This window comes from Psychrobium sp. nBUS_13 (assembly GCF_051201665.1).
GTDB lineage: Bacteria > Pseudomonadota > Gammaproteobacteria > Enterobacterales > Psychrobiaceae > Psychrobium.
Window position 1 is genome coordinate 612,632 of sequence record NZ_CP179210.1, and the last position, 23,875, is coordinate 636,506.

Consider the following 23,875-nt stretch of genomic DNA (forward strand, 5'->3'; position numbering starts at 1 on the left):
GATGAAGCGTGGCCATTGAGATTTGTTTATGAAGTGCTTTATTTACCTAACAGGCCAAAAATAGTTTTAGCAATATCAGTATTATCCACTTGTCCTTTTAACGTATTCTTACTTGGACCAAATGCAAACACTGGTACATCGACACCAGTATGACCGCTCGTCGTCCAGCCTGTATTAGTGCGAATATCAATGACTTTTTTGATTGCTTTATATAATGCTTTTCCGCCAGCTTTATGGGCAACGGTTAAGGCACTAACTTCGTCTTTTGATAACTCAAAACCCAGTTTGTCATTGAGCATGGATACATCTAATGCTTTAGCTGTTTGAGCCTTTGCTATTGCTTCAGGAGAGGCTTTAAGTCCTTTGAGAACTTGAGGTTTCCAAGCGTAATCGCCATTAGCGCCGATAGTAAAACCACCTGTTGAGTGATCAGCAGTAATGATAACTAACGTGTCCGGGTTCGTCTTTACATACTCTTTAAGATATTTGATCGTAACAGCCAAATCATCCATTTCAGCCATAGCCGCTGCAATGTCGTTTGCATGTCCAGCCCAATCAACTTGAGAGCCTTCAACAAGCATAAAGAAACCATTATCATTGTTATCTAATCGATCTAGTGCAACTTCTGTCATTGCTTTGAGGCGGTGTTTGTTGCTGTCATCAAGCGCCCATGGTAAGCCGACAGGGGCGAATAAACCTAATAGTTGATCATTGTTTACTGACGCAAGTTGGCTATATTGATCAATATACTGATAACCAGCGTTTTCAAAATCTTTAGTCACATCGCGGTCATCGCGTTTGAAATAAGAAACCCCGCCACCTAGCATTACATCAACGGTGTGCTTTTCGCCAATACGGTTATCAAAGAATTGGTTGGCAATTTTGTCATACATTTTACGTTGCTTTACGTGCGCGGCGTAACTAGCTGGTGTCGCGTGATTGATCTGCGATGTCACGACTAGGCCCGTAGATTTTCCGATGCTTTTTGCATATTCCATCACTGTTTCTAATGGCTTAACATCGACATCGACCCCAATGGCACCATTATATGACTTGTGGCCAGTCGCAAGTGCTGTTGCTGAGGCTGCGCTGTCAGTGACAACGCCGCTGACTTTTGCTGGGTGAGTACTAGAGCGGCCAATTAAAATATTATCAAATACCGTCGGTTCAATTGCTGTGGTATTGGGATTATCTTTAAACAAACGATAAGCTGTCGTATAAGCTGGGCCCATACCATCGCCGACAACCATAATAATATTTTTAGGGCCTTTATTGCTGCTAGGGGCAGCATTGTCGCTGCTAATAGTTGCGCATCCGCTTATTGCTGCGGTAATAAGTAATGTTGATAATATTTTTTTCATTATTCTATCTTAGTTATTTATGGCTGCGCGATTGCAGCATTTTATTGTCGTAAGTCAGTGTACTTTTTAAACGTTAATTGTGAAGTGATTATGACATTTTGTGTGATATTGGTTTAGTTAATTTGATTAAGTACTTCTATCAATTCAATTTTAGTCATTTGATGTTTGGCTAATAGTTTACGGATCATTATTCGTTGGGTTGCAATACTGTCTTTTTCTAGAAATGATAAAATGGCTTCTTTGTCTGATCGACACACACAAACGATCTCTTTAGTATCGGCGCGTTTGATACTGGTATAAATAAGGTTATCGCAGGCATAAATGCGCTTTGGCGCTTCAATACACTGTTCTGATAAACCTACGGCCATTGTAACTGGTGCAAAAAAGACAAGGCCCCCGATGAGGCTATTTCGCAGCGAAATATTGTGCATGATAATTTACGTACCTCAATCAGCAAAAGATAATAAAACAAGAGTTTAAGTATCACTCACGATAACAAAATAAATCTAAACTCGGTAGGGCGTACGATTATATTTTATCGCTAAATATCCAGCAAGTAAGACAATTGACGCGCCTATAAACCACAATAATGTTGGATATTCTTGCCACCACAGTGCGCCTAACAACGCGGCAAATAAAATAGAGCTATAGCTAAACATGCCAATGGTACTTGCACCAGCTTTAGTAAATGCCTTGGTCATCATTAACTGACCAATAGATGAGCTAATACCTAATGTAACAAGTAAAAGTAATGTCGTTAATGATAGTGGGTGCCAACTAAAGGGAAGCATAACACCACAGACAACAATACTAATGAGTGAGAAATACGCAACAATCGCTTTGCTAGGTTCAGTACTTATCATGCGACTGATGGTGGTTTTGCTTATCGCTATAAGGACAGCGCCAAATAATATTAGGGCAGCTAAACCAAGTTGTAAGTCAGGGCCACCTGCCTGCGATTTAGTGGTTAAGCAGATGGTGGCGCCAATGAAACCTAAAATAATGCATGTAATGGTAATTTTACTCTGTGGTTGCTTTAGCCAAAAATAGGCAATAATTGGAATAAAGAATGGCGCGAGCATTAATGTCATTGCGCCGTTCACCAAGGTTGAATTGCTGAGCGCATAGGTATAAATAAACATCGCCAAAATACCGGTAAACGCACGCAGTAAATGAAATGGCATATTAGGCGTTTTGAATAGTGTTGTTCTATTACTTAATAGCCAGGGCGCTAACGGAACCAGCGCGAATAAGTTACGAAAAAATACAATTTGAACCGCAGATACATCTTGACTGAGGTATTTTATTTGCGCGCCAACTAATGCAAAGGTGAGCTCAGAGGCTAACACCAAAAGGATGCCAATAATAAGTGGCTTATTGTTCATGGGGGAAAAATGACCTAGGAGTAATAAAAGCTCGTTTAATGGTTATATTATCCGTGATTGAATCGCTATGTACTAGCGAAGTCTGGGATTGATTTAACTTAAATCAAAATTTATCAGTATCACAGCATCAATTACTAGCTTTTAAACCATCAAGTCCATAAAATCGGTGACAAAGAAACTGATGGATAATTCCATGCAACACTATGACATTGTAATCGTTGGCGGAGGAATGGTTGGTAGTGCACTTGCTTGTGCGTTGAACCAGTCAGGTTTATCTATTGCGGTTATCGAAAAAACGGCGCCGCAACCATTTGAACCACTGCAACCGCTAGATCTGCGTGTCTCGGCAATTAGTGCAGCTTCTGCGAGTCTATTAAAAGACGTTGATGCATGGTCTTCTATTTTAGCAATGCGCAGTTGTCCGTATCGTTATCTCGAAACGTGGGAAGATCATCAATCCAATTTGCTTTTTGATAGCCAAGAAATGGGCCATCAACAATTGGGACATATTGTTGAGAATCGCATGATTCAATTAGCGTTGTGGCAACAAATGGAAAAGTATTCATCGATTGATGTAATAAGTGGGCTGGCTATTACTAAAATTTCTCGCTCGCAAGATGGATATCAATTGGCAATGAATGAAAGTGAGCTGCATTGTAAATTATTAGTCGGTGCTGATGGCGCAAATTCAATCGTTCGCCAAACCGCTAATATTGGTGTTACCTCATGGGATTATGCCCAGCATGCGATGTTGATAAATATATCAACTGAGCAGGCACAACAAGATATAACCTGGCAGCAGTTTTTTCCTACAGGTCCACGTGCTCTGCTTCCATTAGCAGGCAATAATGCATCACTCGTTTGGTATGATTCGCCTGCGCGGATCAAAGCATTATCACAAATGCCACTAAGTCAGCTTAAAGACGAAATCATCGAACATTTTCCTAATCGTATAGGTGAGTTCACCGTAGATAATGCGGGTGCGTTTCCATTAACTCGTCGCCATGCGCAGTGTTATGTCAAAGAGCATTTGTGCATTGTTGGAGATGCCGCTCATACGATTAATCCGTTAGCAGGACAGGGTGTCAATCTTGGATTTAAGGATGTAGCAGCACTAGCTAAGGTTATTAACGATACTGCATCGCAAGGCGGCGCGTGGTGGCAGCTTGATGTATTAGAACGTTATGAAAACCAGCGACGCCGCGATAATCTGTTAATGCAGTCTGCAATGGATGTCTTTTACCTTACTTTTAGCAATGAATCGTCGCCATTTAAGCTATTACGAAATACAGCTTTAAAGGTAGCGCAACAGTCTTCATGGGGTAAAAAGCAAGTCATGAAATATGCAATGGGGCTATAAGTGTAATTTTTTGGCCGAAAATGTGTGCGTTATGTCTATTAAATCATCATGCAGATAAAAAGAGTAAAAAAACTGACAAAAAACTATTGACGGTTTCGTCCTCCATCAGCATAATACGCCGCACTTGATGAGGACAACGCAGTTTTCTTTTCTTAACGATAAGGATGTTTAATCTCAGGTTATGTGCGGGAGTGGCGGAATTGGTAGACGCGCTAGATTTAGGTTCTAGTATCTTAGGGTGTGAGAGTTCAAGTCTCTCTTCCCGCACCATTTACAGTTGGGATATAGCCAAGCGGTAAGGCAGCGGGTTTTGATCCCGTCATTCCAAGGTTCAAATCCTTGTATCCCAGCCAACTTTTTAAGTTGAGTGAATGACAAAGACGTGTAACTTTAAATACACACTATTATGATGGCTACGTAGCTCAGCTGGTTAGAGCACATCACTCATAATGATGGGGTCACAGGTTCGAATCCCGTCGTAGCCACCATTCTTACTTTGGTAAGAAAACAATTATTAGTTGGGATATAGCCAAGCGGTAAGGCAGCGGGTTTTGATCCCGTCATTCCAAGGTTCAAATCCTTGTATCCCAGCCAAATGATTGTACAACTTGATATGCGGAAGTGGCGGAATTGGTAGACGCGCTAGATTTAGGTTCTAGTATCTTCGGGTGTGAGAGTTCAAGTCTCTCTTTCCGCACCATCAAGATTAAAAAATGAATCGCGAAAGCGATTTTTTTTTGCCTAAAAGAACGTCATCGTAAAGCGGCTGCTTTTGATAACGTTTTTGCCTCTAAAAAAGTAATCGCGAAAGCGACTATTTTTAGATGAAGTTTTTACTCAAAAAAGTTAAATGGCTACGTAGCTCAGCTGGTTAGAGCACATCACTCATAATGATGGGGTCACAGGTTCGAATCCCGTCGTAGCCACCATTTCTCTTTATTGATTTCTCAATAGCCCATAATCATATTGATCTGTCCATTCGTCACCCATACGATAATGTTCCATAAATTCAGCTTCACGTTTAAAGCCTAACTTCTCCATCACGCGATATGAAGCAACATTTCGAGCGTCACATTTAGCTACGAGCTTATAGAAATCAAACTGCTCAAACAAATAGTCAATTAATAATGACGTTGCCATGGTGCAAATGCCTTTACCAGCCGACTCTGGTGACATTCGATAGCCTATTTCTGCTCGCTGACAGTCCCAATCTTCAACGCGAAAAACTATTTCGCCAATAACCTTGTTATTGTTGTGCTTGCAAACAACTAGTCCGTTCCAGTAGCCCGTCGTAAATTGCCAAGGCTGAGAGAGTTTTTCCACGAGTTCTCGGGTTTCTTCTAGTGATTCAACTGGCGCAATATATTGGCAATTTTCAGGATCGCCGCGATAAGCTCTGATATTGTCTAAATCATCGATGGTAGCTAAACGCATAGTAATTAGATCGTTGGAAAGCACTCGAGGTGTGTGAATGGTCGCTTGGTTTATTTTCATGATGACGCACTGAGGTATGGATTGGTCTTGTTACATTAAGGTAAGGATTTTCTGTGGTCAATAAAAAAGCCTCTGTGTATGAACATCAGAGGCCTTATAAGGTGCTTAAAAGTATCTAAACGTTAAAGCGGAAGTGGATTACGTCACCATCTTTAACGATATAATCTTTGCCTTCTACGCGCAGTTTACCAGCATCTTTAGCACCTGACTCACCATTGTGCTCAATGAAGTCATCAAAGCCAATGACAGCAGCACGGATAAAGCCGCGCTCGAAATCGGTGTGAATTTTACCAGCGGCTTGAGGGGCTGTAGCGCCAACATTGACTGTCCATGCACGTACTTCTTTAACACCAGCAGTGAAGTACGTTTGTAGGTTAAGCAGCTCGTAACCACTGCGAATTACACGGTTTAAACCTGGCTCTTCAATACCTAGATCTTCCATAAATTCAACTGCTTCGTCTTCTTCAAGCTCAGCAATTTCAGATTCCATTTCTGCACATACTGCGACAACAACTGCATTTTCTGAAGTTGCTAGTTCGCTAACTTTGTCTAGCATTGGATTGTTTTCAAAACCATCGTCGTTAACATTGGCAATGTACATCGTTGGTTTGATGGTCAAAAACTGCAAGTAAGTGATCGCTGCGCGCTCTTCTTTTGCAAGTTCTAATGCACGAATCATTAAACCGTCATCCAAATGTGCTTTGATTTTCTCTAAGACACTGATCTCAAATTTAGCGTCTTTATCGCCGCCTTTGGCTTTCTTTGCTTGACGGAAAATGGCTTTGTCACATACATCCATATCAGCAAGCATAAGTTCAGTATTGATAACTTCAATATCTGATAACGGATCTACTTGGCCACTCACGTGGACGATGTTTTCATTTTCAAAACAACGTACAACATGACCAATAGCATCCGTTTCGCGGATGTTAGCTAAGAATTTGTTACCTAAACCTTCACCTTTAGAAGCGCCAGCAACTAATCCAGCAATATCAACAAATTCCATCGTAGTCGGAATAGTGCGCTCTGGATTAACAATGTCAGTTAACTGGTTTAAGCGTAAGTCTGGAACAGGAACCACACCTGTGTTTGGCTCAATCGTACAAAATGGGAAGTTTGCTGCTTCGATACCCGCTTTTGTTAAGGCGTTGAATAGTGTTGATTTACCAACATTTGGCAATCCGACGATGCCACATTTGAAACCCATGGTGATTCCTTAAAATTTGTTTGTTAAAGACTAACCTTTATAGGTATGTAGTCTGTTTTTAGCGCCATCAAAACCATTTGAGAAAATTAAACTGGTGCATCGAACGGCTTCGTCGACTGCGCCATCTATTAAATCTTGCTCTGCTTTCGGGGCTTTACCTAGCACGTATCCAGTCACTTTATCTTTGTGGCCCGGATGACCTATAGCTACGCGCAGACGATGAAAATCTTTTTGGTTACCCATCGAACTAATGATATCTCGCAGTCCGTTATGACCGCCGTGACCGCCGCCTTGTTTGAATTTAGCAACACCAGGAGATAAGTCTAATTCATCATGAGCCACTAGAATATTTTCTACGGGGATCTGATAAAACTTGGCCATTGCTGCAACTGCTTTGCCGCTGCGATTCATAAAGGTCGTTGGAACGAGTAGTCGAACATGATTACCGTCGATATTAATACGTGCGGTATGTCCGAAAAACTTAGATTCTGCTTTAAGCGAGGTATTGTGCCAGTTGGCGAGTTGTTCAATATACCAAGCACCAGCATTATGTCTGGTGTTGGCATACTCGGGGCCTGGATTAGCCAGGCCCACGATAAGCTGAATTTGATTACTCAAGTGAGTAAATCTTATTCTGCTGCTGGAGCTTCTTCAGCTGCATCTTCTTCAACTGCTGCGCCTTTAGGTGCAGAGATTGAAACAACAGCTTGGTCATGGCTTTCGCCTTTACGTAGTTCAACTGACTCAACACCTGCTGGTAAAGCGATGTCAGAAAGGTGAACAGTTTGACCTAGTACTAAGTTAGCAACGTCAACTTCGATGAACTCAGGAAGAGCAGCTGGTAAACAAGCTACTTCGATTTCGTTAGCGTGGTGAGAAACGATACCACCAGACTTAACTGCAGCACATTTGTCTTCGTTTAAGAAGTGAACTGGGATTGCAGTGTGAAGTTCGTGAGTTGCGTCAACACGTAGGAAATCAACGTGGTTAACAACTGGCTTGTGAGCATGACGCTGCATAGCTTTAACGATTACTTTTTCTTCGCTACCATCAACATTTAACGTTAAAACTTGAGAGTAGAAGTTTTCTTGCTCTTGAGCTTTAAAAAGTTTGTTGTGTGCGATAGTGATTGATACAGGAGCAGCTTCGCCACCGTAGATAATCGCTGGAGTTTGGTTCGCGTGACGTAGGCGGCGGCTCGCACCTTTCCCTAAATCTGTACGAATTTGCGCGTCAAGTGTAATTGCTTGTGACATGTTAATGTCTCCAATAATAAATATTTATAGGTGAAGATTTTTGCGACCAAAACCTTCTCGATACCGAAAAATTCGGCGCGAAATTATAACAAGTGTAAAATATTTAGGCAATGAATAGATTGATGTTAGGAGAGGGATTTTGTGATGGTGAATATATTTATCATTCTTTCTGGATCTAAATGTTTTTCAACTGACCTTATAGGACGTTAATTTTTGAGTTACTGAGGCAAGATCGATGCTTAATTCGCCATAAATATCAGGGTGGTTGTTAAAAAAATCGATATTATTTTTCAAAAACTCAACGGCTGTTAGTGCATAGTTGATTAGTTCTATATTATTGAACTCTTTCTTATCTAATTTCTCGTCTAATAGGCTCATAAAACAACTTGCTACTTCATTGGCTTTATCGTCGGAATGCTCGCCAATCAGAACAAACTCGATAAACAGTGGAAAGTACTTGTTAAAGAGAATTGGAGGTGTAAAACGAAGTTCGTCACAGGGTTCAATGACATTTTTGGCGAAGTCATTTAAAACCATTTCTTTAGAGACATTAAAAAAGCGCTTTTGGGCATAAGGAAGATCATCGCAATACCAATCATTATTTCGATATTGTTCCCAAATAGCCTCTTCATTAGCAAGTGTTGTCATCGTTTCTCTAATTAAATAAAAAAGCGACCCGTAGGTCGCTTTAAGTAAATTGACTCTGAACGTAGTCATTTGCAGATAATTCTAGGAGAGCGCACGGAATTGGCTCCCCACGTACCCGTTACATCGTCAGTTGGGCTAATTTCTAGGAAAGCACGCGCAGTTGGCTCACGCCAATGAGCATGCTTGACAACTAAATTAGTTCAAATGACTAGTATTGGAACATTGCAGAGATGGACTCTTCGTTTGATACACGACGCAATGCTTCTGCCATCATGCCATCAAGTGACAATACCTTAACTTTACCTGTTGCTTTCATTTCAGGTGTTAGAGGAATTGAATCAGTTACGATGAATTCGTCAATGACACTGTTTGCAACGTTTGTTACAGCGCTACCAGAAAATACAGCGTGAGTTGCATAAGCGTAGATGTTACGTGCACCATGCTCTTTTAATGCTTCAGCTGCTTTACACAATGTACCGCCAGTATCAATCATGTCATCAACAATAATACAGTCGCGACCTTCAACATCACCAATAATATGCATTACTTGAGCAACGTTAGCTTGTGGACGACGTTTATCGATGATTGCTAGATCGGTGTCATCTAATAATTTTGCTAATGCACGTGCACGAACAACACCACCGATGTCTGGAGATACAACGATAGGTTCGTGGAAGTCACGTGATTGAATGTCATCTAATAATACTGGCGTACCAAACACATTATCTACAGGAACATCGAAGAAGCCCTGGATTTGTTCTGCATGTAGGTCAACTGTTAGTACACGGTCAACGCCAACACTTGATAAGAAGTCAGCAACTACTTTTGCAGTAATAGGTACACGAGAAGAACGCACACGACGATCTTGACGAGCATAACCAAAGTACGGGACAACAGCAGTGATGCGTCCAGCTGATGCACGGCGCAATGCGTCCACCATTACTAATAATTCCATGAGGTTGTCATTGGTTGGTGAACATGTCGATTGCAAGATGAATACATCTGCACCACGAACATTTTCGTTAATTTGAACGCTTATTTCACCGTCGCTAAAACGACCAACAGTAGCTTTACCTAATTTAAGATAAAGACGGTCAGCAATTTTTTGAGCAAGTTCAGGAATAGCATTTCCCGCAAACAATTTAATATCAGGCACGTAAAACCCCAGGTTTGGTTTGGTGGGCGGTGTGAATCCGCCAGTTCATTAGCATTGTGCTAACAGGTTAAGTTTGGCATTGATGACGTTGGCGATCGGATAATGTTGAGGCAAGTGGCGAGATATTAACGCCTTTTGCAACAAAACCATGCATATTTTTAGGTAACTTTTCTAATGCTACAGTGGCGTCAGCACGTGAAGAGAATTCCCCGAAAACACAGCTTCCGGTCCCTGTCATTTTTGCTGGCGCGTATTGTATCAACCAGTCCAGTGCTGAAGCAACCTCGGGATGCCTATTTTTTGTCACTTCTTGGCAGTCATTCTTAAGCGTTGCGGTTGCAAGCTGGGCTAGGGTTATTTCTGGCGTGTTTCTTGGCAGTTGTGGCAAGTTGAAAATCTCTTTAGTACAAACGCTCACACCGGGCCAGATCACCAAATACCAAGGTTGTGGAGGCGTTATTGGTGTTAAGTCTTCGCCAACCCCTTGGGCAAACGCAGCAAAGCCTTTGACAAAAATTGGTACATCAGCACCTAGGCTTAGTCCTAATTCTGCAAGCTTTTCTGCGCTTAAATTAATGTTCCACAAGTGATTCAGTGCGACTAATGTCGTCGCAGCGTCTGATGAACCACCACCAAGTCCTGCCCCCATTGGAAGAATCTTGGTTAAGTGAATATCAGCGCCTACATTATTTCTGCAATACGGTTTTAGCATCATAGCGGCGCGATAAATGAGGTTATCTTCAAGCGCAACACCTTCAACCGCTGGTGATACTGTGACGTTATCAGAGTTGTTGATATCAAAAGACAGTGAGTCACCATAATCTAGAAATTGAAAGTTGGTTTGCAGGCTGTGATAACCGTTGGCTAAACGGCCAGTAATATGTAAAAAGAGATTTAACTTGGCGGGTGCTGGCCATTGATTGTGTTCAAACATTAATAAGAGTCTTGTGTTATAACGCCAAACAAACTTAGCGCTGAATTTTCCATTGCGTAATTGCTAGTTTAAAGTATGTGTCGTCTGATTTTAAGAGCAATTGATGAGGACGATTATAATCACCAATGTCTTTATATTTACTGAGTGTTAACTGCCAAGGCCGATTATCGGCCCCTATAATAGTCCCGCGATAAAAATTGCCATGAGTATCCTTTGTTACATCAGTCGCGCTTTCAACCCGTCCAACAAGCCACGCTGGAATATCATTAACAGGAATATGCCAGCGGGTAAGTCGGTAAATAAGTTGTTGGGCATCGCGTCCGTGATAAATCTCGCCACTATTATTGATAGTGACCTGCGATTCATCCCCTTTAATATTCATTAAAGAAATGCCAAACAGAGTATAGAGGTTGATATCGTAACGTTCATCGACTTGAGACCAATGCATTTTTGCTGCATTTTTCTCAGCGGGGGTTTTTATGGCGAATTTGCCATTGAACTGCCATTGTTGTTTGGTGCTATTGGCCAGATCTGTTGATGCGTCAAAAGTGGCACAACCACCAATGATCATGATGATGGATAGTAATAATAATCGTTTGAGCACAGTAATCCGCTCTAAAATTTGATTTAGGTTGGAATAAGAGTAACTTCTTTTTCGATAGTTCACTACAGATCCTTTCAATTCGCTCACGCTTTCATGTAAAATTCGCGGTTATCAAATTGTCTAACGAATTTTCGAATTAAATAAATGTCTTTAGTTGCCTTGGGAATAAATCATAAAACGGCCTCGGTGGAGTTGCGCGAAAAAATCGCCTTCTCACCAGATCAAATGATCGACGCTCTAAAGCAATTGCGATTAATTAGCAGTGACAGTGAAGCTGTTGTTGTATCGACGTGTAATCGTACTGAATTATATTGCCATCTAACATCTCCTCAGCAGCTTGTTGATTGGTTAAGTGACTTTCATAACATCGAAAAAAGTGAATTAGAACAAAGCTTATATATTCATGAGAATGTAGCCGCAGTAAATCATTTGATGCGTGTAGCATGTGGTTTGGATTCGCTAGTTTTAGGTGAACCTCAAATTCTAGGGCAAATCAAACAGGCTTACAGCACCGCTAAAACAGCTGGCGCTATTGCCATCACCTTAGATAAATTATTTCAACGCACATTTTCAGTGGCTAAACGTGTAAGAACCGATACGAGTATCGGGGCCAATGCTGTATCAGTAGCATTCGCAGCGGTGAGTCTCACGAAACAAATCTTTGGCGAGCTTGATAAAACAACTGTGTTGCTGATTGGCGCTGGTGAAACAATAGAGTTGGTTGCCAAGCATTTGTTAGATGCTGGTGTTACCAATATTACTATCGCTAATAGAACACTCGCTCGTGCTCAGGGCATGGTAGATGAACTTGGCGGCAGCGCAATTACCTTAGCTCAGATTCCCGATCATTTGCCGCAGGCCGATGTCGTTATATCATCAACAGCTAGTACGTTACCCATCTTAGGGAAAGGATTGGTAGAGAGTGCCATATCAAGTCGTCGTCATCAGCCAATGTTGTTGGTGGATATTGCAGTACCGCGCGATATTGAAGCGCAGGTTGGCGATTTAGACGACGTGTATTTATATACGGTTGATGATTTACAAGGAATTGTTGAGCAAAATATGGCGTCGCGCAGAGCGGCAGCTGATGAAGCGGAAGTCATTGCCACTGAAGAAGCTTCTGAGTTCATGGCGTGGACTAAATCACTGCATACGGTTGACCACATTAAGCAATATCGTCAAAGTAGTCTCGAATCAAAAGATGAATTGTTAGAAAAGGCCATGGCTAAGTTAGCTCAAGGCGGCGATCCTGAAAAAACCATGATTGAATTGGCTAACAAACTGACCAATAAATTAATTCATCATCCAACCCGTGCAATGAGCAATGCTAGCTTAGCTGGCGACATCGATTCGCTAAATATTATTTCCAAGGCACTAGGTCTTAGCAACGATAACTAATACAATAGCGACAATTACAGATTAAACGCAGGTGATATTTGTCAGCTGCGTCGTTTTACATAGAGAATTATATAAATGAAACCAACAGTTTACGCAAAGCTAGAAGGGCTGCAAGAGCGTCACGAAGAAGTGGAAGCGTTATTGGGTGATCCAGATACGATTTCAAATCAGGACTTATTCCGCGCACTAAATAAAGAATACGCTAAGCTTGGCCCTGTTATTGAAACCTTTAATAACTATAAACAAGCAGAACAAGATTTTGAATCTGCTCAAGAAATGCTCAAGGATGAAGATCCTGATATGCGTGAAATGGCGCAAGAAGAGTATAAAGAAGCCAAAGCAGCGATTGCTGAGATTGAAGATGAATTACAAATCTTACTATTGCCGACTGATCCAAATGATGATCGTAATGCGTTCTTAGAAATTCGTGCCGGTGCAGGTGGTGATGAAGCGGCTATTTTTGCTGGTGATTTATACCGCATGTACAGCCGTCATATTGAAAACAAAGGCTGGCGCGTTGAAATCATTACCATGAATGAATCTGAGCAAGGTGGCTTTAAAGAAGTCGTTGCTAAGATTTCTGGTGAAGGTATCTACGGTCAAATGAAATTTGAGTCAGGTGGTCACCGTGTACAACGTGTACCTGAGACTGAATCTCAAGGTCGTGTTCATACATCTGCATGTACTGTTGTTGTTATGCCTGAAATTCCAGAAAGCGAAGCGATTAAGATTAATCCTGCTGATTTAAAAGTTGATACTTTCCGCGCATCTGGCGCTGGTGGTCAGCACGTTAATAAAACTGACTCTGCAATTCGTATTACTCATATTCCAACAGGCACTGTGGTTGAGTGTCAGGATCAGCGTTCACAACATAAAAACCGTGCCCAAGCGATGTCAGTGTTAGGTGCACGTTTACAGCAAGCTGAAGATGAAAAACGTCGCGTAGAAGAAGAATCTACACGTCGTTCATTAGTGGCAAGTGGTGATCGAAGTGAGCGCATACGTACTTACAACTTCCCGCAAGGCCGTGTTAGTGATCATCGTATTAACTTAACACTTTATCGTTTAGCTGAAGTCATGCAAGGCGATTTGGATATGATCATTGAGCCATTATTGAACGAACAACAAGCTGATTTACTTGCTGCATTATCGGAAGAAAATAGCTAGGTGAGCAACCCTACTATTGAGCAATTGCTTAAATCAAGTAGCGCGCAACTCGTTAATAGCGATAGCGCACTGCTTGATGTTCAAATCTTATTAGCTCACGTCTTAAATGTTTCTCGTAGCCATTTTTATACATGGCCTGACAAAATCGTCGAATCACCAAACTTAAATCAATTTAATGATCTATTCGCTCGTCGCATTGACGGTGAGCCCATTGCTTACATTATTGGGCAGCAAGAGTTTTGGTCATTACCTTTTATGGTAAGCCCTGCAACGCTCATACCTCGCGCAGATACAGAAGTGTTAGTCGAGACAGTACTTAATAAGGTCGATTCTAGCACCGCAAGGGGCATCGATTTAGGCACTGGCACAGGTGCCATTGCGTTGAGTTTGGCGCATGAAATGTCAAATTGGTCGATGTTGGCTGTTGATTATAGTCAAGAGGCTGTTGAGTTAGCACGTAAAAACGGCATCAATCTTAGCATTGATAACGCTGAGATAATTCAGTCTGACTGGTTGTCTAATGTTGACGCTAGTTGGCTAGCGGCGTGTGATTTTATTGTCTCTAATCCCCCTTATATTGATGAACATGATCCGCATCTATCGCAGGGTGATGTGCGCTTTGAGCCAAGCTCTGCTTTGGTGGCTGCAAATGACGGCCTTCAGGATTACATCGATATTCTTAATTGCGTTAAACCATATTTAAAACAAGGCGGTTACGTGTTTTTTGAACATGGTTTTGAGCAAGCAGATGTTCTACATCAGTTATTTAGAGAATGTGGCTTTTCCAACATTAACACTGTGAAAGATTATGCTGGTAATGACCGTGTAACTTTCGGTCAATTTATTTAGATTAAATCTCGCGCTATCCTACATTTATAGCTATTCTTAATTAAACCTTATTAAGTGAAATAGCTATGGACGACTTTATCTTCGCTGAAGAGCAAGAAGATGACATCAACACTGATGACAGCTTGACTTGGAAATTATTAATAGTTGACGATGAAAAAGAAGTTCATGCCGTCACTAAGCTTGCATTACGAGATTTTGAATTCTTAGGTCGAAAAGTTGAATTCATCAGTGCCTATAGCGGCAGTGAAGCCAAAAAGATTATCGATGAAGACCCAGATATTGCCGTTATGCTGTTAGATGTGGTGATGGAAACCGATGATGCTGGTCTTAAAGTTGCGCGCTATGTGCGAGAAGAAGCTAAAAACCACATGGTAAGGATTGTGCTTCGTACAGGTCAGCCAGGACAAGCACCAGAACGTGACGTGATTGTTACCTATGATATTAATGACTATAAATCTAAAACAGAATTAACCTCCCAACGCTTATTTACCACCATTGTCGCTTCACTGCGCTCGTATCGGGATCTCGTTTCTATTGAATCAAATCGTCTTGGTTTAGAACGGGTTATTACTGCATCGAGTGATCTGTTTTCAACCCACTCAATGAGCCCTTTTGTGCACGGGCTGTTAATGCAACTCAATGCCGTGTTTAATCACACACAAAATGCGTTTGAACTCAGTTCATTTGTTGCCGAGCTTCATGCTAACCAAATCTGTGAGCTTGAGTTAACAGTCGTTGCTGCACAAGGAGAGTTTGCTGGCTCAGAAGGTGAATTGGTGGCAGATATTATCCCTAAGCCGCTTAAAGAGGTGTATGAAGAAGCGCAGCAAACCAACAAACTGATTTTTGGTGAAGGCTATATCCTCTATTACAGCTCTGATCCTGATCAGCTTTCTACCTTGGTATTCATCTGCGGTATTCCCGATAATATTAATGCCCATGATAAGCACCTTATTGAATTGTTTTCACGCAATGTACAGATCGCCTACGACAATATTCTGCTTAGCCAAGAAATTGAAGATACTCAGCGAGAGATCGTATATCGACTTGGTAATGCCCTTGAAACCCGCTCTAAAGAGACAGGGCATCACCTAAAACGTGTGGCACATTTTTCAGCACTGCTCGGACGTTTGGCTGGGCTCAGTGACCAGGATGTTGTCACTTTACGTCTAGCCGCACCATTATATGATGTTGGAAAAATTGGCATTCCTGATGCGGTTTTAAATCATCCTGGTCCATTGGATAGTGAGCAATGGGAAGTCATGAAAACCCATGCACAAGTTGGCTATGACTTGTTGCATGATTCACCGCGAAAAGTGCTAAAAACGGGGGCGATTATATCGCTAACTCATCATGAAAAATGGGACGGCAGCGGTTATCCTAACGGCTTGTCTGGAGAAGATATTCATATTTATGGCCGAATTGTTTCGTTAGTTGATGTGTTTGATGCTTTGTATCATAAACGCTGTTATAAACCCGCATTTGAAGCCGATTTTTGCACCCAATACATTACTGACAATAGCGGAACAGCGTTTGATCCAACCTTGGTTGATCTCTTTATGGTCAATATTGATAAGTTTATGGATATCCTTAAGCGCTTGCCTGATAAATAGTGGTGTTTTTTTAGTCTGTTAAAGTGATAGATTCCGTCATTTATGAAATTGAGATTCGCATTATTAGTGAAAGTGCGTAAAATATTCTCAACTTTTAAATGCGGAACTTTTCAATGGAAAATTTATACCTGCCTATCAAACACCTTCACATGACATTAGTGGGGTTTAGTGTCTTATTTTTTGTTATCCGTGCTGCATTGATGTTTATGAGCAAACCAATTCATGACAAAAAATGGGCAAAGATGACATCGCGTATCGCTGATACATTTCTATTGATTTCAGCCATAATGCTTTGCACCATCATTAGTCAATATCCGTTTGTTGAAAGCTGGTTAACTGAAAAAGTATTATGTCTGATTGCTTACATCATTCTTGCTTATGTTGCTTTATATCGTGCAAAAACAACGAAAACAAAAATATTAACAACGGTTGGTGCTGTTGGGTGGGTGTTAATTGCAGGTAAAATTGCAATCTTAAAACAGCCATTATTTTTAGGGTAAGTTGTGACGTTAACTAACGAATTACCTGATATTCACGATATTGATTTATTGGAATTGGTGCAATTTACTTCCCAACTGAGTGACAGCGAATCAGTGAGTGAAAGTGCCTATTTTCAACTCGATGAATTAATTCGACAAGTGCGAGATATTGCACGAGATGAATTATCATCAGAAGGACGCTGGCGTGCTTTTAAAGAGCTTTTTTACAAAGACTGGCAATTCACGATAAACGAAGATGATTATTTTTCGGTAGAAAGTAATAACTTATTTTACTTTCTTGAAACCCGTAATGGTAATAATGCACTCTCGTCGATTCTTGTATTTCACCTGCTTAATTTGTTGGAACTACAGCCTAAAATCATCGATTTCCCAGGGCCATTCGTCTTGCAAGTTGATGGTATTGGTGGCACTAAGATAGATCCATTGTCCGGCAAGGAAATGTCACATCGTTTACTTGAGGGACTCGTGCGCGGCCATTTAGGCGATCATATGCGCCTAACAGACGAACACTTAGAAATTGCAACACTAAAGGATATTAAGAAACGTTTTTTAGTGAGCTTAAAACAGGCATGTTTACTTGATGAAGAGTATGATGTGGCTTTGTTACTTAGCGAATTATTGTTGACGTTATTACCCGATGATCCAAATATTATTATGGAACGAGGGTTTATTCTTCAACAACTTGATTACGCAACGGGCGCAATGGAAGATTTCTCTTATTTTATAGAGCAATGTCCTGAGCACCCAAACAGTGATGTGCTTAAAGTGCATATCGACAAATTAAAAGACCAAGCAGTTGTTAGGCATTAATGTCTATAACGGCTCAACAATAATAAAAAGAGGTTAAATTGATGAATACTGCATTAATTACTAATGATGCTGTAGTACTTGGCTTGCTTGCTGCGATTTTAGGTGGGGTGTTTTATTTTAGCAATCACCCTAGCTATAAAAAGATATTTACTTATGTACCTGCGTTGCTATTTTGCTATTTCTTGCCATCCCTTTTAAATACCTTTGGTATCGTTGATGGTGATGCGTCGCAGATCTATTACGTTGCTTCACGTTACTTGCTACCTGCATGTTTAGTTCTATTGCTCCTTAATTTAGACCTTAAATCCATTTTCGCTTTGGGCTGGCGTGCCCCGACGATGTTTGTCACTGGTACAATTGGTATTGTTGTTGGTGGCCCTATTGCATTGTTGATTATGGGGACTTTCATGCCTGAATGGATCGGTGTAGCTCCGGTTCCAGCTGGAGTTGATAATAATAATGTCTGGGCTGGCATGACTACTGTCGCTGGTAGTTGGATTGGCGGCGGCGCTAATCAAGCGGCAATGAAAGAGTCATTTGACGTTGGAAATACAATTTTCTCATCGATGGTTGCTGTCGATATTATCGTGGCAAATATCTGGATGGCTATACTGTTGATTTTAGCCGGAAATGCAAAGCGTATTGACGAGAAGACGGGCGCTGATACTTCAGCGATTGATGCTTTACGTGAAAAAGTAGCGCTATTCAAAGAGAAAAATGATAGAAATCCAACAGTAACAAATTTAATGATGATTGTTGCTGTAGGTTTTGGCGCAACAGCCATCGCTCATTTATTCTCTGATTCAGTAACTCCAATGATTGTTGAGTATTGGCCTAATGGCGCTGAGTATAGCTTACATAGCAAGTTCTTCTGGATGATTGTTGTTGCATCTATACTAGGTGTATTTTTATCATTCACTCAAGCGCGTAACCTTGAGTCTGTTGGTGCATCCAAAATAGGCACCGTATATCTTTATATTTTGGTTGCTTCAATTGGTTTACATATGGATGTTACAGCTATTTTTTCTCAGCCTGCATTATTCATACTTGGCGGTATTTGGATGCTAATACATGCATCATTGATGTTATTTGTAGCCAAAGTGATTAAGGCACCATTGTTCTTTATGGCAGTCGGTTCACAGGCTAATGTTGGCGGCGCAGCCTCTGCACCTGTTGTTGCGTCAGCGTTTCACCCTGCACTTGCACCGGTTGGTGTCTTATTAGCAGTATGTGGTTATTTATTAGGGACTATTGCAGCTCAATTTTGTGGGGCTGTATTGAAAATTATTGCAGTTAGTTAGGAAATTCTATTATGGAACAAAAAACAATTACTGTTGGCAGTGTTGATGTCGCCAACGACAAACCATTCACGCTATTTGGTGGAATGAACGTTTTAGAGTCTCGTGACATGGCAATGCGCATTGCTGAAAAGTACGTGGAAGTTACTCAAAAATTGGGTATTCCTTATGTGTTTAAAGCGTCATTTGATAAGGCTAATCGCTCGTCAATTAATTCATTCCGTGGCCCAGGCATGGAAGAAGGCTTACGTATTTTTGAAGAAATCAAAAATACCTTTAACGTGCCATTGATAACTGATGTACATGAACCGTATCAAGCAGCGCCTGTTGCTGAAATTGTTGATGTAATTCAGTTACCAGCGTTCTTATCACGTCAAACTGATTTAGTTGCAGCAATGGCTAAGACAGATGCTGTTATTAACATTAAGAAAGCACAGTTTTTAGCGCCTGAAGAAATGCGTCATATTTTAACTAAGTTTAATGAAGCCGGTAATGACAAGTTGATGCTTTGTGAACGTGGTTCTTCATTTGGTTATAATAACCTAGTGGTTGATATGCTAGGTTTTGGCATCATGAAAGAAACAGGTTATCCAATCATTTTTGATGTGACTCATTCATTACAACGCCCTGGCGGTCGTAGTGATAGTGCTGGTGGCCGTCGTGCTCAAGTTACGCAACTTGGTTTGGCAGGCATGAGCCAAGGTATTGGTGGTTTGTTCTTAGAGTCGCATCCTGATCCTGACAATGCTAAATGTGATGGTCCATGTGCACTGCCATTAGATCGTTTAGAGGCGTTCTTATCGCAAATGAAAGCAATTGATGAAGTAACTAAATCGTTGCCAGAAATTGATACTGGTAGCTAATAGTTGACTTTTAAACACTAAAAAAGGCGCTATCAAACTTGATAGCGCCTTTTTTGTATTGCTGACTTAAGTTAATAAAGGAGAGAGCGTTATTAACTTATACCAATTGCATTAAGTAAGTGATCTTGTTGTGCGTAGAGAAAATCAGCTAAAACAAGGCGCTCGATTGACTAATAGCTGGCTATTAGGATTGAGAGTAACGCCATTTTAGTTAATTTTAACAAGTACAAGTGGGCAAATATTTAATGCAATTAATGGTATTAGGTTTTAGCTGTTATTTATGGCTTGTTAATAATGATGCGCTGACCCGCTGTATTACGAATAACACTGTTATTGCCAACGTATAAGCGATAGTCTGGTACAGTGACTGATGACTGTACTTTAATGCTCTTTACCAATTGAGACGCACTTAACTTCATTTCGTTATCCACCGTTTTCGCAACATCGCTTTTTACAACAGTTGCAGAATCTTGTAGCTCACTTTTTAGTGTTGCATTTGCTGTTAAAGGCAATGCGATAGTGGCGAATACAAGGGCGAATTTAGTTAGGGCGTTCATGATGGTTCCTTTTGGTAATAGGTATAAATAAAAGTATTGTTTCGTTTTGTTGGTGATAATATAGCCAATCAAAGTTGCGTCAACAAACGATAAAATATAATATTTCACATTAGAAAAACTAATAAATAGAGAGGGCGCGGTGTCTAGAAGATTACCCCCATTAAATTCGTTAAAAGCTTTTGAAACTGCTGCTAGACATCTCAGTTTTACTAAGGCAGCCGAAGAACTTTTTGTGACGCAGGCCGCTGTTTCTCATCAAATTAAGGCACTGGAAGAGCATCTGTCGATTAAGTTATTCCGCCGAAAAAATCGAACATTGTTATTAACAGAGGAAGGACAATCGTATTTTCTTGATATTAAAGATACCTTCACTGCACTCTCTGATGCCACAGAAAAACTATTGTCTAAAACGGCAAGTGGTTCACTAACCGTTGCTTCACAGCCAAGTTTTGCAATTCAATGGCTAGTTCCAAGGTTAGCGCAGTTCAGCGAACAGCACCCAGAGATTGATGTGCGGATCAAAGCAATCGATCTTGATGAAGACTTTTTAGATGATGATGTCGATATTGCCATCTATTACGGACGTGGCAATTGGTCAGGTATTCGCGCTGACAAATTACGTGATGAGTATCTGATACCAGTGTGTGCACCGTCACTACTTAATGGTGACAATCCACTAAATAAGCCATCTGATTTAGATAACCATACCTTGCTCCACGATCACTCGCGTAAAGATTGGAAGCAATGGTGTCGCAATGCTGGCGCTAGTGAGGTAAATGTTAATCAAGGTCCAATATTTAGTTTGTCGTCGCTGGTATTACAAGCGGCGATCTACGGGCAAGGCGTAGCGTTAGGCTACAGTGTATTCTCACGTCCAGATATTGAAGCAGGGCGTTTAGTGTGTCCCTTTGATCAAGTACTACCAAGTAAAGAGGCTTATTATATTGTGTGTGAAGACAATCAAAGTGAGCTTGGGAAAATTAAAGCATTTCGTGAGTGGATGCTTAATTTATTTGCTCAAGAGCAGGATAATAGTCGTTTGCCGGGGAGAGTATCATGAGCGTCGTGGATCGGATGTTATGGCTGTTTATTGGGGTTAATGGCGCAACCTTTGTTGGCTTGAGCGCCTATGCAAGTCATGCCAGTCACTTTGTTGATAATCCGCAACTTTTAGCGATCTTTGAAAGTGCTAGCAACCAGCATGCAATTCATATTTTAGCGCTTTTGACACTAGCATCTATCAGTTTTTTAATTCGCAGTCGTTGGCTGTTGGTGAGTGCAGGATTTTTTACCCTTGGCATCGTGCTTTTTAGCTTTACCTTGTATCTATTTAGCTTTACTGGCGTTAAAATTGCCGGCTTTTTAACACCCATTGGTGGTGTTTGTTTTATGTTGGGATGGTTGTCGCTGATAGGCATTGCTTGGGGCGAAAAACAATCTACGGAGCGTTTAAATGAATAATGGGTTATTGCTTTACTGTCGTCGCGGATTCGAAAAGGAATGTGCGGGTGAAATAGATCAGTTGGCGAGTGCGCAAGAAGTCTATGGATACTGTGTAGTTAAGGATAACTCTGGGTATGTAAATTACATTACTCCTGATTTGGCTCAGGCTGACAAGCTGGCTAAACATATTGCTTTTATGAAACTGGTGTTTGCTCGTCAAATGATTGTAGTGGTGGCCAAACTGTCTGATTTACCAAGCGATGATCGCGTCTCGGCAATTCTAGAACAGAGTGAATGTATGCCATTGTGTGGCGATATCCGTGTTGAAACACCCGACACAAATGAAGCAAAAGAATTACTTGGTTTTTGTCGTAAATTTACCGTGCCTCTGCGCGGTGCATTGCGAAAAAATGGCACCTTAACGAAGAAAGAGCACAGCAAGAAGCCAGTATTGCACTTAATGATGTTAGATTCTGGTAATGGATACCTAGGGTATTCTTATCCTGAAAACAGTTCACCAAACTTCATGGGGATTTCACGTCTTAAATTTCCCAGTGATGCACCCAGTCGCTCTACGTTAAAGTTAGAAGAAGCCATTCTTTTATTCTTACCTAAAGATACTATTGAACAACGCATGCATTCGGGGATGACGGGTGTTGATTTAGGCGCTTGCCCTGGCGGCTGGACCTATCAATTAGTTCGTCGAGGATTATTTGTTAGTGCTATTGATAATGGACCGATGGCTCAATCATTAATGGATACAGGACAGGTAACACATTTTATGGAAGATGGTTTTAAATTTAAGCCTGAAAAGACCGTCGATTGGATGATTTGCGACATGGTTGAAAAACCGATCATGGTGGCGGATTTAATGTCTGATTGGCTTATCAAAGATTGGTGCCGTGCGACTATTTTTAATCTAAAACTACCGATGAAAAAGCGCTTCGTTGAGGTATATAAGTGTTTGGAATTAATTGAAAGCAAGTTGAAAAAAGCGGGACTGAGTTACAATTTGCAATGTAAGCATTTATACCATGATCGTGAAGAAGTCACCGTCTCTATCGAGATTCACAACCACAAATAAATGCATCAATTGCTGACAACACGGATGATGTTTGTTCTCTATGTGGCATGTGTGCGCAGCGCTCTAGCAATAGAAGTTCTGCGTAACCACTACTATGCTCAACAATAGCCTTGGGGAAATCGCAGGAACCATACTCATCTTCTTGACCATCAATGGCTAATAATGGGCAATTGACTTGCGTGAGTGTTGGCAGCAGGCTCCAGTTCGCATACTCTTCGCTGAGCCAAGTCTTGGTCCATGCATCAAACACCCATTGGCTGCGTTCACCGTGCCAGCGCGTAATACGAGAAAATTGTGCGGGATCGGAAAAGAAGGCTATTGCCTCCCTGATACCTTCGAGTGTACGCTCTTCAACATAAGCTTGTGCGGAAATACTAATGACTCCCAAACACTTATCCCGTGCTGCAATACTAATCGCCATAGCGCCGCCAACACTGTGGCCTAAGATATAGTAATCATCAATGGTAAGTTGTTCTTTAAGCGCTAGGAATACGGCGACTTCATCCTTGATAAAGCTAAGTGCAGGCGCAGTTGTTTGCAGCTCTGAGTGGCCAAAACCAAGGCGGTCGTAGGCAATAATCGGACGTTGTAATAATGCGCACAGTTGCATAGGGAAATCGCGCCACATGCCAACACAACCAAGCGAATCGTGTAGTAAAATTAACGGTGTTTGTTGTGATTCAGTTTCTGGCTGCCAGCATTTGACAAAGAGCTGACCAGAGGTGGTCGTAATATAGAGTTCGTGGTTATTAATCACCTGAGTATTTACTTAATGTAAACCAGTGTTTGAGTGGGATAATAACAAGTTTTGTGTAGGGTGCAAGTCAATGAAAAGCATAGCGTAGGATTACAGAAACAAAATTAAGGCGACCGAAGTCGCCTTAATGC

General features: G+C 41.2%; 25 protein-coding genes and 6 tRNA genes. 18 read left to right on the forward strand and 13 right to left on the reverse strand.

Going from position 1 to position 23,875, the window contains the following annotated elements; genetic code table 11:
* Nucleotides 1-38: 38 nt before the first annotated feature.
* From ACMAZF_RS02780 to ACMAZF_RS02790, 3 genes are all read right to left on the reverse strand, one after another.
* Nucleotides 39-1,361, reverse strand: coding sequence for an alkaline phosphatase (locus ACMAZF_RS02780; RefSeq protein ID WP_435275969.1), 1,323 nt, complete (start codon nucleotides 1,359-1,361; stop codon nucleotides 39-41).
* Nucleotides 1,362-1,474: 113 nt separating this feature from the next.
* Nucleotides 1,475-1,792 carry a hypothetical protein gene (locus ACMAZF_RS02785; protein ID WP_435275970.1) on the reverse strand — a complete coding sequence of 106 codons (318 nt, stop codon included), beginning with the start codon at nucleotides 1,790-1,792 and terminating at the stop codon, nucleotides 1,475-1,477.
* Nucleotides 1,793-1,867: 75 nt separating this feature from the next.
* A complete protein-coding gene (locus ACMAZF_RS02790; protein ID WP_435275971.1) occupies nucleotides 1,868-2,746 on the reverse strand; it encodes a DMT family transporter in 879 nt (292 codons plus the stop codon).
* A gap of 193 nt (nucleotides 2,747-2,939) precedes the next feature.
* Between ACMAZF_RS02790 and ACMAZF_RS02795 the strand changes: the two genes are divergently transcribed.
* The 7 genes from ACMAZF_RS02795 (at nucleotide 2,940) to ACMAZF_RS02825 (ending at nucleotide 5,035) form a co-directional block, all read left to right on the forward strand.
* Nucleotides 2,940-4,106: an FAD-dependent monooxygenase gene (locus ACMAZF_RS02795; RefSeq protein ID WP_435275972.1), complete on the forward strand. Its 1,167-nt coding sequence runs from the start codon at nucleotides 2,940-2,942 to the stop codon at nucleotides 4,104-4,106.
* Nucleotides 4,107-4,291: 185 nt separating this feature from the next.
* Nucleotides 4,292-4,376, forward strand: a tRNA-Leu gene (locus ACMAZF_RS02800).
* 8 nt (nucleotides 4,377-4,384) lie between these two features.
* Nucleotides 4,385-4,459, forward strand: a tRNA-Gln gene (locus ACMAZF_RS02805).
* Nucleotides 4,460-4,517: 58 nt separating this feature from the next.
* Nucleotides 4,518-4,594, forward strand: a tRNA-Met gene (locus tag ACMAZF_RS02810).
* 31 nt (nucleotides 4,595-4,625) lie between these two features.
* Nucleotides 4,626-4,700: transfer RNA gene (locus ACMAZF_RS02815), tRNA-Gln, on the forward strand.
* Between the two features lie 21 nt (nucleotides 4,701-4,721).
* Nucleotides 4,722-4,806: transfer RNA gene (locus ACMAZF_RS02820), tRNA-Leu, on the forward strand.
* Between the two features lie 152 nt (nucleotides 4,807-4,958).
* Nucleotides 4,959-5,035 (forward strand) — tRNA-Met (locus tag ACMAZF_RS02825).
* A 7-nt stretch (nucleotides 5,036-5,042) separates the two neighbouring features.
* Here the strand turns inward: ACMAZF_RS02825 and ACMAZF_RS02830 are convergent.
* The 8 genes from ACMAZF_RS02830 to lolB all read right to left on the reverse strand — a co-directional run bounded on the left by ACMAZF_RS02830 (nucleotide 5,043) and on the right by lolB (nucleotide 11,468).
* Nucleotides 5,043-5,600 carry a GNAT family N-acetyltransferase gene (locus ACMAZF_RS02830; protein WP_435275973.1) on the reverse strand — a complete coding sequence of 186 codons (558 nt, stop codon included), beginning with the start codon at nucleotides 5,598-5,600 and terminating at the stop codon, nucleotides 5,043-5,045.
* 115 nt (nucleotides 5,601-5,715) lie between these two features.
* The gene (gene ychF, locus ACMAZF_RS02835) at nucleotides 5,716-6,807 is read right to left on the reverse strand and encodes a redox-regulated ATPase YchF (RefSeq protein WP_435275974.1); all 1,092 of its coding nucleotides are present in this window, start codon (nucleotides 6,805-6,807) and stop codon (nucleotides 5,716-5,718) included.
* A 30-nt stretch (nucleotides 6,808-6,837) separates the two neighbouring features.
* Nucleotides 6,838-7,425, reverse strand: coding sequence for an aminoacyl-tRNA hydrolase (gene pth / locus ACMAZF_RS02840; protein WP_435275975.1), 588 nt, complete (start codon nucleotides 7,423-7,425; stop codon nucleotides 6,838-6,840).
* Nucleotides 7,426-7,436: 11 nt separating this feature from the next.
* Nucleotides 7,437-8,063, reverse strand: a complete 627-nt coding sequence (locus ACMAZF_RS02845; protein WP_435275976.1) for a 50S ribosomal protein L25/general stress protein Ctc — start codon at nucleotides 8,061-8,063, stop codon at nucleotides 7,437-7,439.
* Between the two features lie 186 nt (nucleotides 8,064-8,249).
* A complete protein-coding gene (locus tag ACMAZF_RS02850; protein ID WP_435275977.1) occupies nucleotides 8,250-8,780 on the reverse strand; it encodes a hypothetical protein in 531 nt (176 codons plus the stop codon).
* Nucleotides 8,781-8,919: 139 nt separating this feature from the next.
* Nucleotides 8,920-9,867 carry a ribose-phosphate pyrophosphokinase gene (locus tag ACMAZF_RS02855; protein ID WP_435275978.1) on the reverse strand — a complete coding sequence of 316 codons (948 nt, stop codon included), beginning with the start codon at nucleotides 9,865-9,867 and terminating at the stop codon, nucleotides 8,920-8,922.
* A 67-nt stretch (nucleotides 9,868-9,934) separates the two neighbouring features.
* Complete coding sequence (ispE, locus tag ACMAZF_RS02860) at nucleotides 9,935-10,801, reverse strand: 4-(cytidine 5'-diphospho)-2-C-methyl-D-erythritol kinase (protein ID WP_435275979.1); 867 nt, start codon at nucleotides 10,799-10,801, stop codon at nucleotides 9,935-9,937.
* 34 nt (nucleotides 10,802-10,835) lie between these two features.
* Nucleotides 10,836-11,468 (reverse strand): lipoprotein insertase outer membrane protein LolB, encoded by a 633-nt coding sequence (gene lolB, locus ACMAZF_RS02865; RefSeq protein WP_435275980.1) that lies wholly within the window; start codon nucleotides 11,466-11,468, stop codon nucleotides 10,836-10,838.
* A gap of 81 nt (nucleotides 11,469-11,549) precedes the next feature.
* Here lolB and hemA point away from each other — a divergent pair, with 81 nt between their 5' ends.
* From hemA to kdsA, 8 genes are all read left to right on the forward strand, one after another.
* Nucleotides 11,550-12,803, forward strand: coding sequence for a glutamyl-tRNA reductase (gene hemA, locus ACMAZF_RS02870; RefSeq protein WP_435275981.1), 1,254 nt, complete (start codon nucleotides 11,550-11,552; stop codon nucleotides 12,801-12,803).
* A gap of 75 nt (nucleotides 12,804-12,878) precedes the next feature.
* Complete coding sequence (prfA, locus tag ACMAZF_RS02875) at nucleotides 12,879-13,970, forward strand: peptide chain release factor 1 (RefSeq protein WP_435275982.1); 1,092 nt, start codon at nucleotides 12,879-12,881, stop codon at nucleotides 13,968-13,970.
* On the forward strand, nucleotides 13,971-14,819 hold the full coding sequence (gene prmC, locus ACMAZF_RS02880; protein WP_435275983.1) for a peptide chain release factor N(5)-glutamine methyltransferase: 849 nt from the start codon (nucleotides 13,971-13,973) through the stop codon (nucleotides 14,817-14,819).
* A 65-nt stretch (nucleotides 14,820-14,884) separates the two neighbouring features.
* A complete protein-coding gene (locus ACMAZF_RS02885; RefSeq protein WP_435275984.1) occupies nucleotides 14,885-16,432 on the forward strand; it encodes a DUF3369 domain-containing protein in 1,548 nt (515 codons plus the stop codon).
* A gap of 113 nt (nucleotides 16,433-16,545) precedes the next feature.
* Complete coding sequence (locus ACMAZF_RS02890) at nucleotides 16,546-16,932, forward strand: SirB2 family protein (protein WP_435275985.1); 387 nt, start codon at nucleotides 16,546-16,548, stop codon at nucleotides 16,930-16,932.
* A gap of 3 nt (nucleotides 16,933-16,935) precedes the next feature.
* On the forward strand, nucleotides 16,936-17,742 hold the full coding sequence (locus ACMAZF_RS02895) for a transglutaminase family protein (protein ID WP_435275986.1): 807 nt from the start codon (nucleotides 16,936-16,938) through the stop codon (nucleotides 17,740-17,742).
* Between the two features lie 41 nt (nucleotides 17,743-17,783).
* On the forward strand, nucleotides 17,784-19,043 hold the full coding sequence (locus tag ACMAZF_RS02900; RefSeq protein WP_435275987.1) for a DUF819 domain-containing protein: 1,260 nt from the start codon (nucleotides 17,784-17,786) through the stop codon (nucleotides 19,041-19,043).
* 11 nt (nucleotides 19,044-19,054) lie between these two features.
* Complete coding sequence (kdsA, locus tag ACMAZF_RS02905) at nucleotides 19,055-19,903, forward strand: 3-deoxy-8-phosphooctulonate synthase (protein WP_435275988.1); 849 nt, start codon at nucleotides 19,055-19,057, stop codon at nucleotides 19,901-19,903.
* 278 nt (nucleotides 19,904-20,181) lie between these two features.
* Here kdsA and ACMAZF_RS02910 read toward each other — a convergent pair whose 3' ends face one another.
* On the reverse strand, nucleotides 20,182-20,460 hold the full coding sequence (locus tag ACMAZF_RS02910; protein WP_435275989.1) for a hypothetical protein: 279 nt from the start codon (nucleotides 20,458-20,460) through the stop codon (nucleotides 20,182-20,184).
* Between the two features lie 139 nt (nucleotides 20,461-20,599).
* On the opposite strand from ACMAZF_RS02910, the gene ACMAZF_RS02915 reads away from it, so the two are divergent.
* From ACMAZF_RS02915 to rlmM, 3 genes are read left to right on the forward strand one after another with little or no spacing between them, the layout of a single operon-like run.
* Complete coding sequence (locus tag ACMAZF_RS02915) at nucleotides 20,600-21,520, forward strand: transcriptional regulator GcvA (RefSeq protein WP_435275990.1); 921 nt, start codon at nucleotides 20,600-20,602, stop codon at nucleotides 21,518-21,520.
* On the forward strand, nucleotides 21,517-21,921 hold the full coding sequence (locus ACMAZF_RS02920; protein WP_435275991.1) for a DUF423 domain-containing protein: 405 nt from the start codon (nucleotides 21,517-21,519) through the stop codon (nucleotides 21,919-21,921). Before ACMAZF_RS02915 ends, ACMAZF_RS02920 begins: the two co-directional genes overlap by 4 nt.
* Nucleotides 21,914-22,987 carry a 23S rRNA (cytidine(2498)-2'-O)-methyltransferase RlmM gene (gene rlmM / locus ACMAZF_RS02925; RefSeq protein WP_435275992.1) on the forward strand — a complete coding sequence of 358 codons (1,074 nt, stop codon included), beginning with the start codon at nucleotides 21,914-21,916 and terminating at the stop codon, nucleotides 22,985-22,987. Before ACMAZF_RS02920 ends, rlmM begins: the two co-directional genes overlap by 8 nt.
* Here rlmM and ACMAZF_RS02930 read toward each other — a convergent pair.
* Nucleotides 22,962-23,744: an alpha/beta fold hydrolase gene (locus ACMAZF_RS02930; protein WP_435275993.1), complete on the reverse strand. Its 783-nt coding sequence runs from the start codon at nucleotides 23,742-23,744 to the stop codon at nucleotides 22,962-22,964. The genes rlmM and ACMAZF_RS02930 overlap by 26 nt on opposite strands.
* Nucleotides 23,745-23,875: the final 131 nt, after the last annotated feature.

Coding starts and splice junctions, on each gene's coding strand:
- ychF (WP_435275974.1), bottom strand. CDS start 6,807: ATGGGTTTCAAATGTGGCATCGTCGGATTGCCAAATGTTGGTAAATCA.
- ACMAZF_RS02785 (WP_435275970.1), bottom strand. CDS start 1,792: ATGCACAATATTTCGCTGCGAAATAGCCTCATCGGGGGCCTTGTCTTT.
- ACMAZF_RS02790 (WP_435275971.1), bottom strand. CDS start 2,746: ATGAACAATAAGCCACTTATTATTGGCATCCTTTTGGTGTTAGCCTCT.
- ACMAZF_RS02910 (WP_435275989.1), bottom strand. CDS start 20,460: ATGAACGCCCTAACTAAATTCGCCCTTGTATTCGCCACTATCGCATTG.
- rlmM (WP_435275992.1), top strand. CDS start 21,914: ATGAATAATGGGTTATTGCTTTACTGTCGTCGCGGATTCGAAAAGGAA.
- ACMAZF_RS02885 (WP_435275984.1), top strand. CDS start 14,885: ATGGACGACTTTATCTTCGCTGAAGAGCAAGAAGATGACATCAACACT.
- ACMAZF_RS02845 (WP_435275976.1), bottom strand. CDS start 8,063: ATGTCACAAGCAATTACACTTGACGCGCAAATTCGTACAGATTTAGGG.
- ACMAZF_RS02890 (WP_435275985.1), top strand. CDS start 16,546: ATGGAAAATTTATACCTGCCTATCAAACACCTTCACATGACATTAGTG.
- ACMAZF_RS02920 (WP_435275991.1), top strand. CDS start 21,517: ATGAGCGTCGTGGATCGGATGTTATGGCTGTTTATTGGGGTTAATGGC.
- ispE (WP_435275979.1), bottom strand. CDS start 10,801: ATGTTTGAACACAATCAATGGCCAGCACCCGCCAAGTTAAATCTCTTT.
- ACMAZF_RS02830 (WP_435275973.1), bottom strand. CDS start 5,600: ATGAAAATAAACCAAGCGACCATTCACACACCTCGAGTGCTTTCCAAC.
- ACMAZF_RS02850 (WP_435275977.1), bottom strand. CDS start 8,780: ATGACTACGTTCAGAGTCAATTTACTTAAAGCGACCTACGGGTCGCTT.
- prfA (WP_435275982.1), top strand. CDS start 12,879: ATGAAACCAACAGTTTACGCAAAGCTAGAAGGGCTGCAAGAGCGTCAC.
- hemA (WP_435275981.1), top strand. CDS start 11,550: ATGTCTTTAGTTGCCTTGGGAATAAATCATAAAACGGCCTCGGTGGAG.
- ACMAZF_RS02900 (WP_435275987.1), top strand. CDS start 17,784: ATGAATACTGCATTAATTACTAATGATGCTGTAGTACTTGGCTTGCTT.
- ACMAZF_RS02795 (WP_435275972.1), top strand. CDS start 2,940: ATGCAACACTATGACATTGTAATCGTTGGCGGAGGAATGGTTGGTAGT.
- ACMAZF_RS02780 (WP_435275969.1), bottom strand. CDS start 1,361: ATGAAAAAAATATTATCAACATTACTTATTACCGCAGCAATAAGCGGA.
- kdsA (WP_435275988.1), top strand. CDS start 19,055: ATGGAACAAAAAACAATTACTGTTGGCAGTGTTGATGTCGCCAACGAC.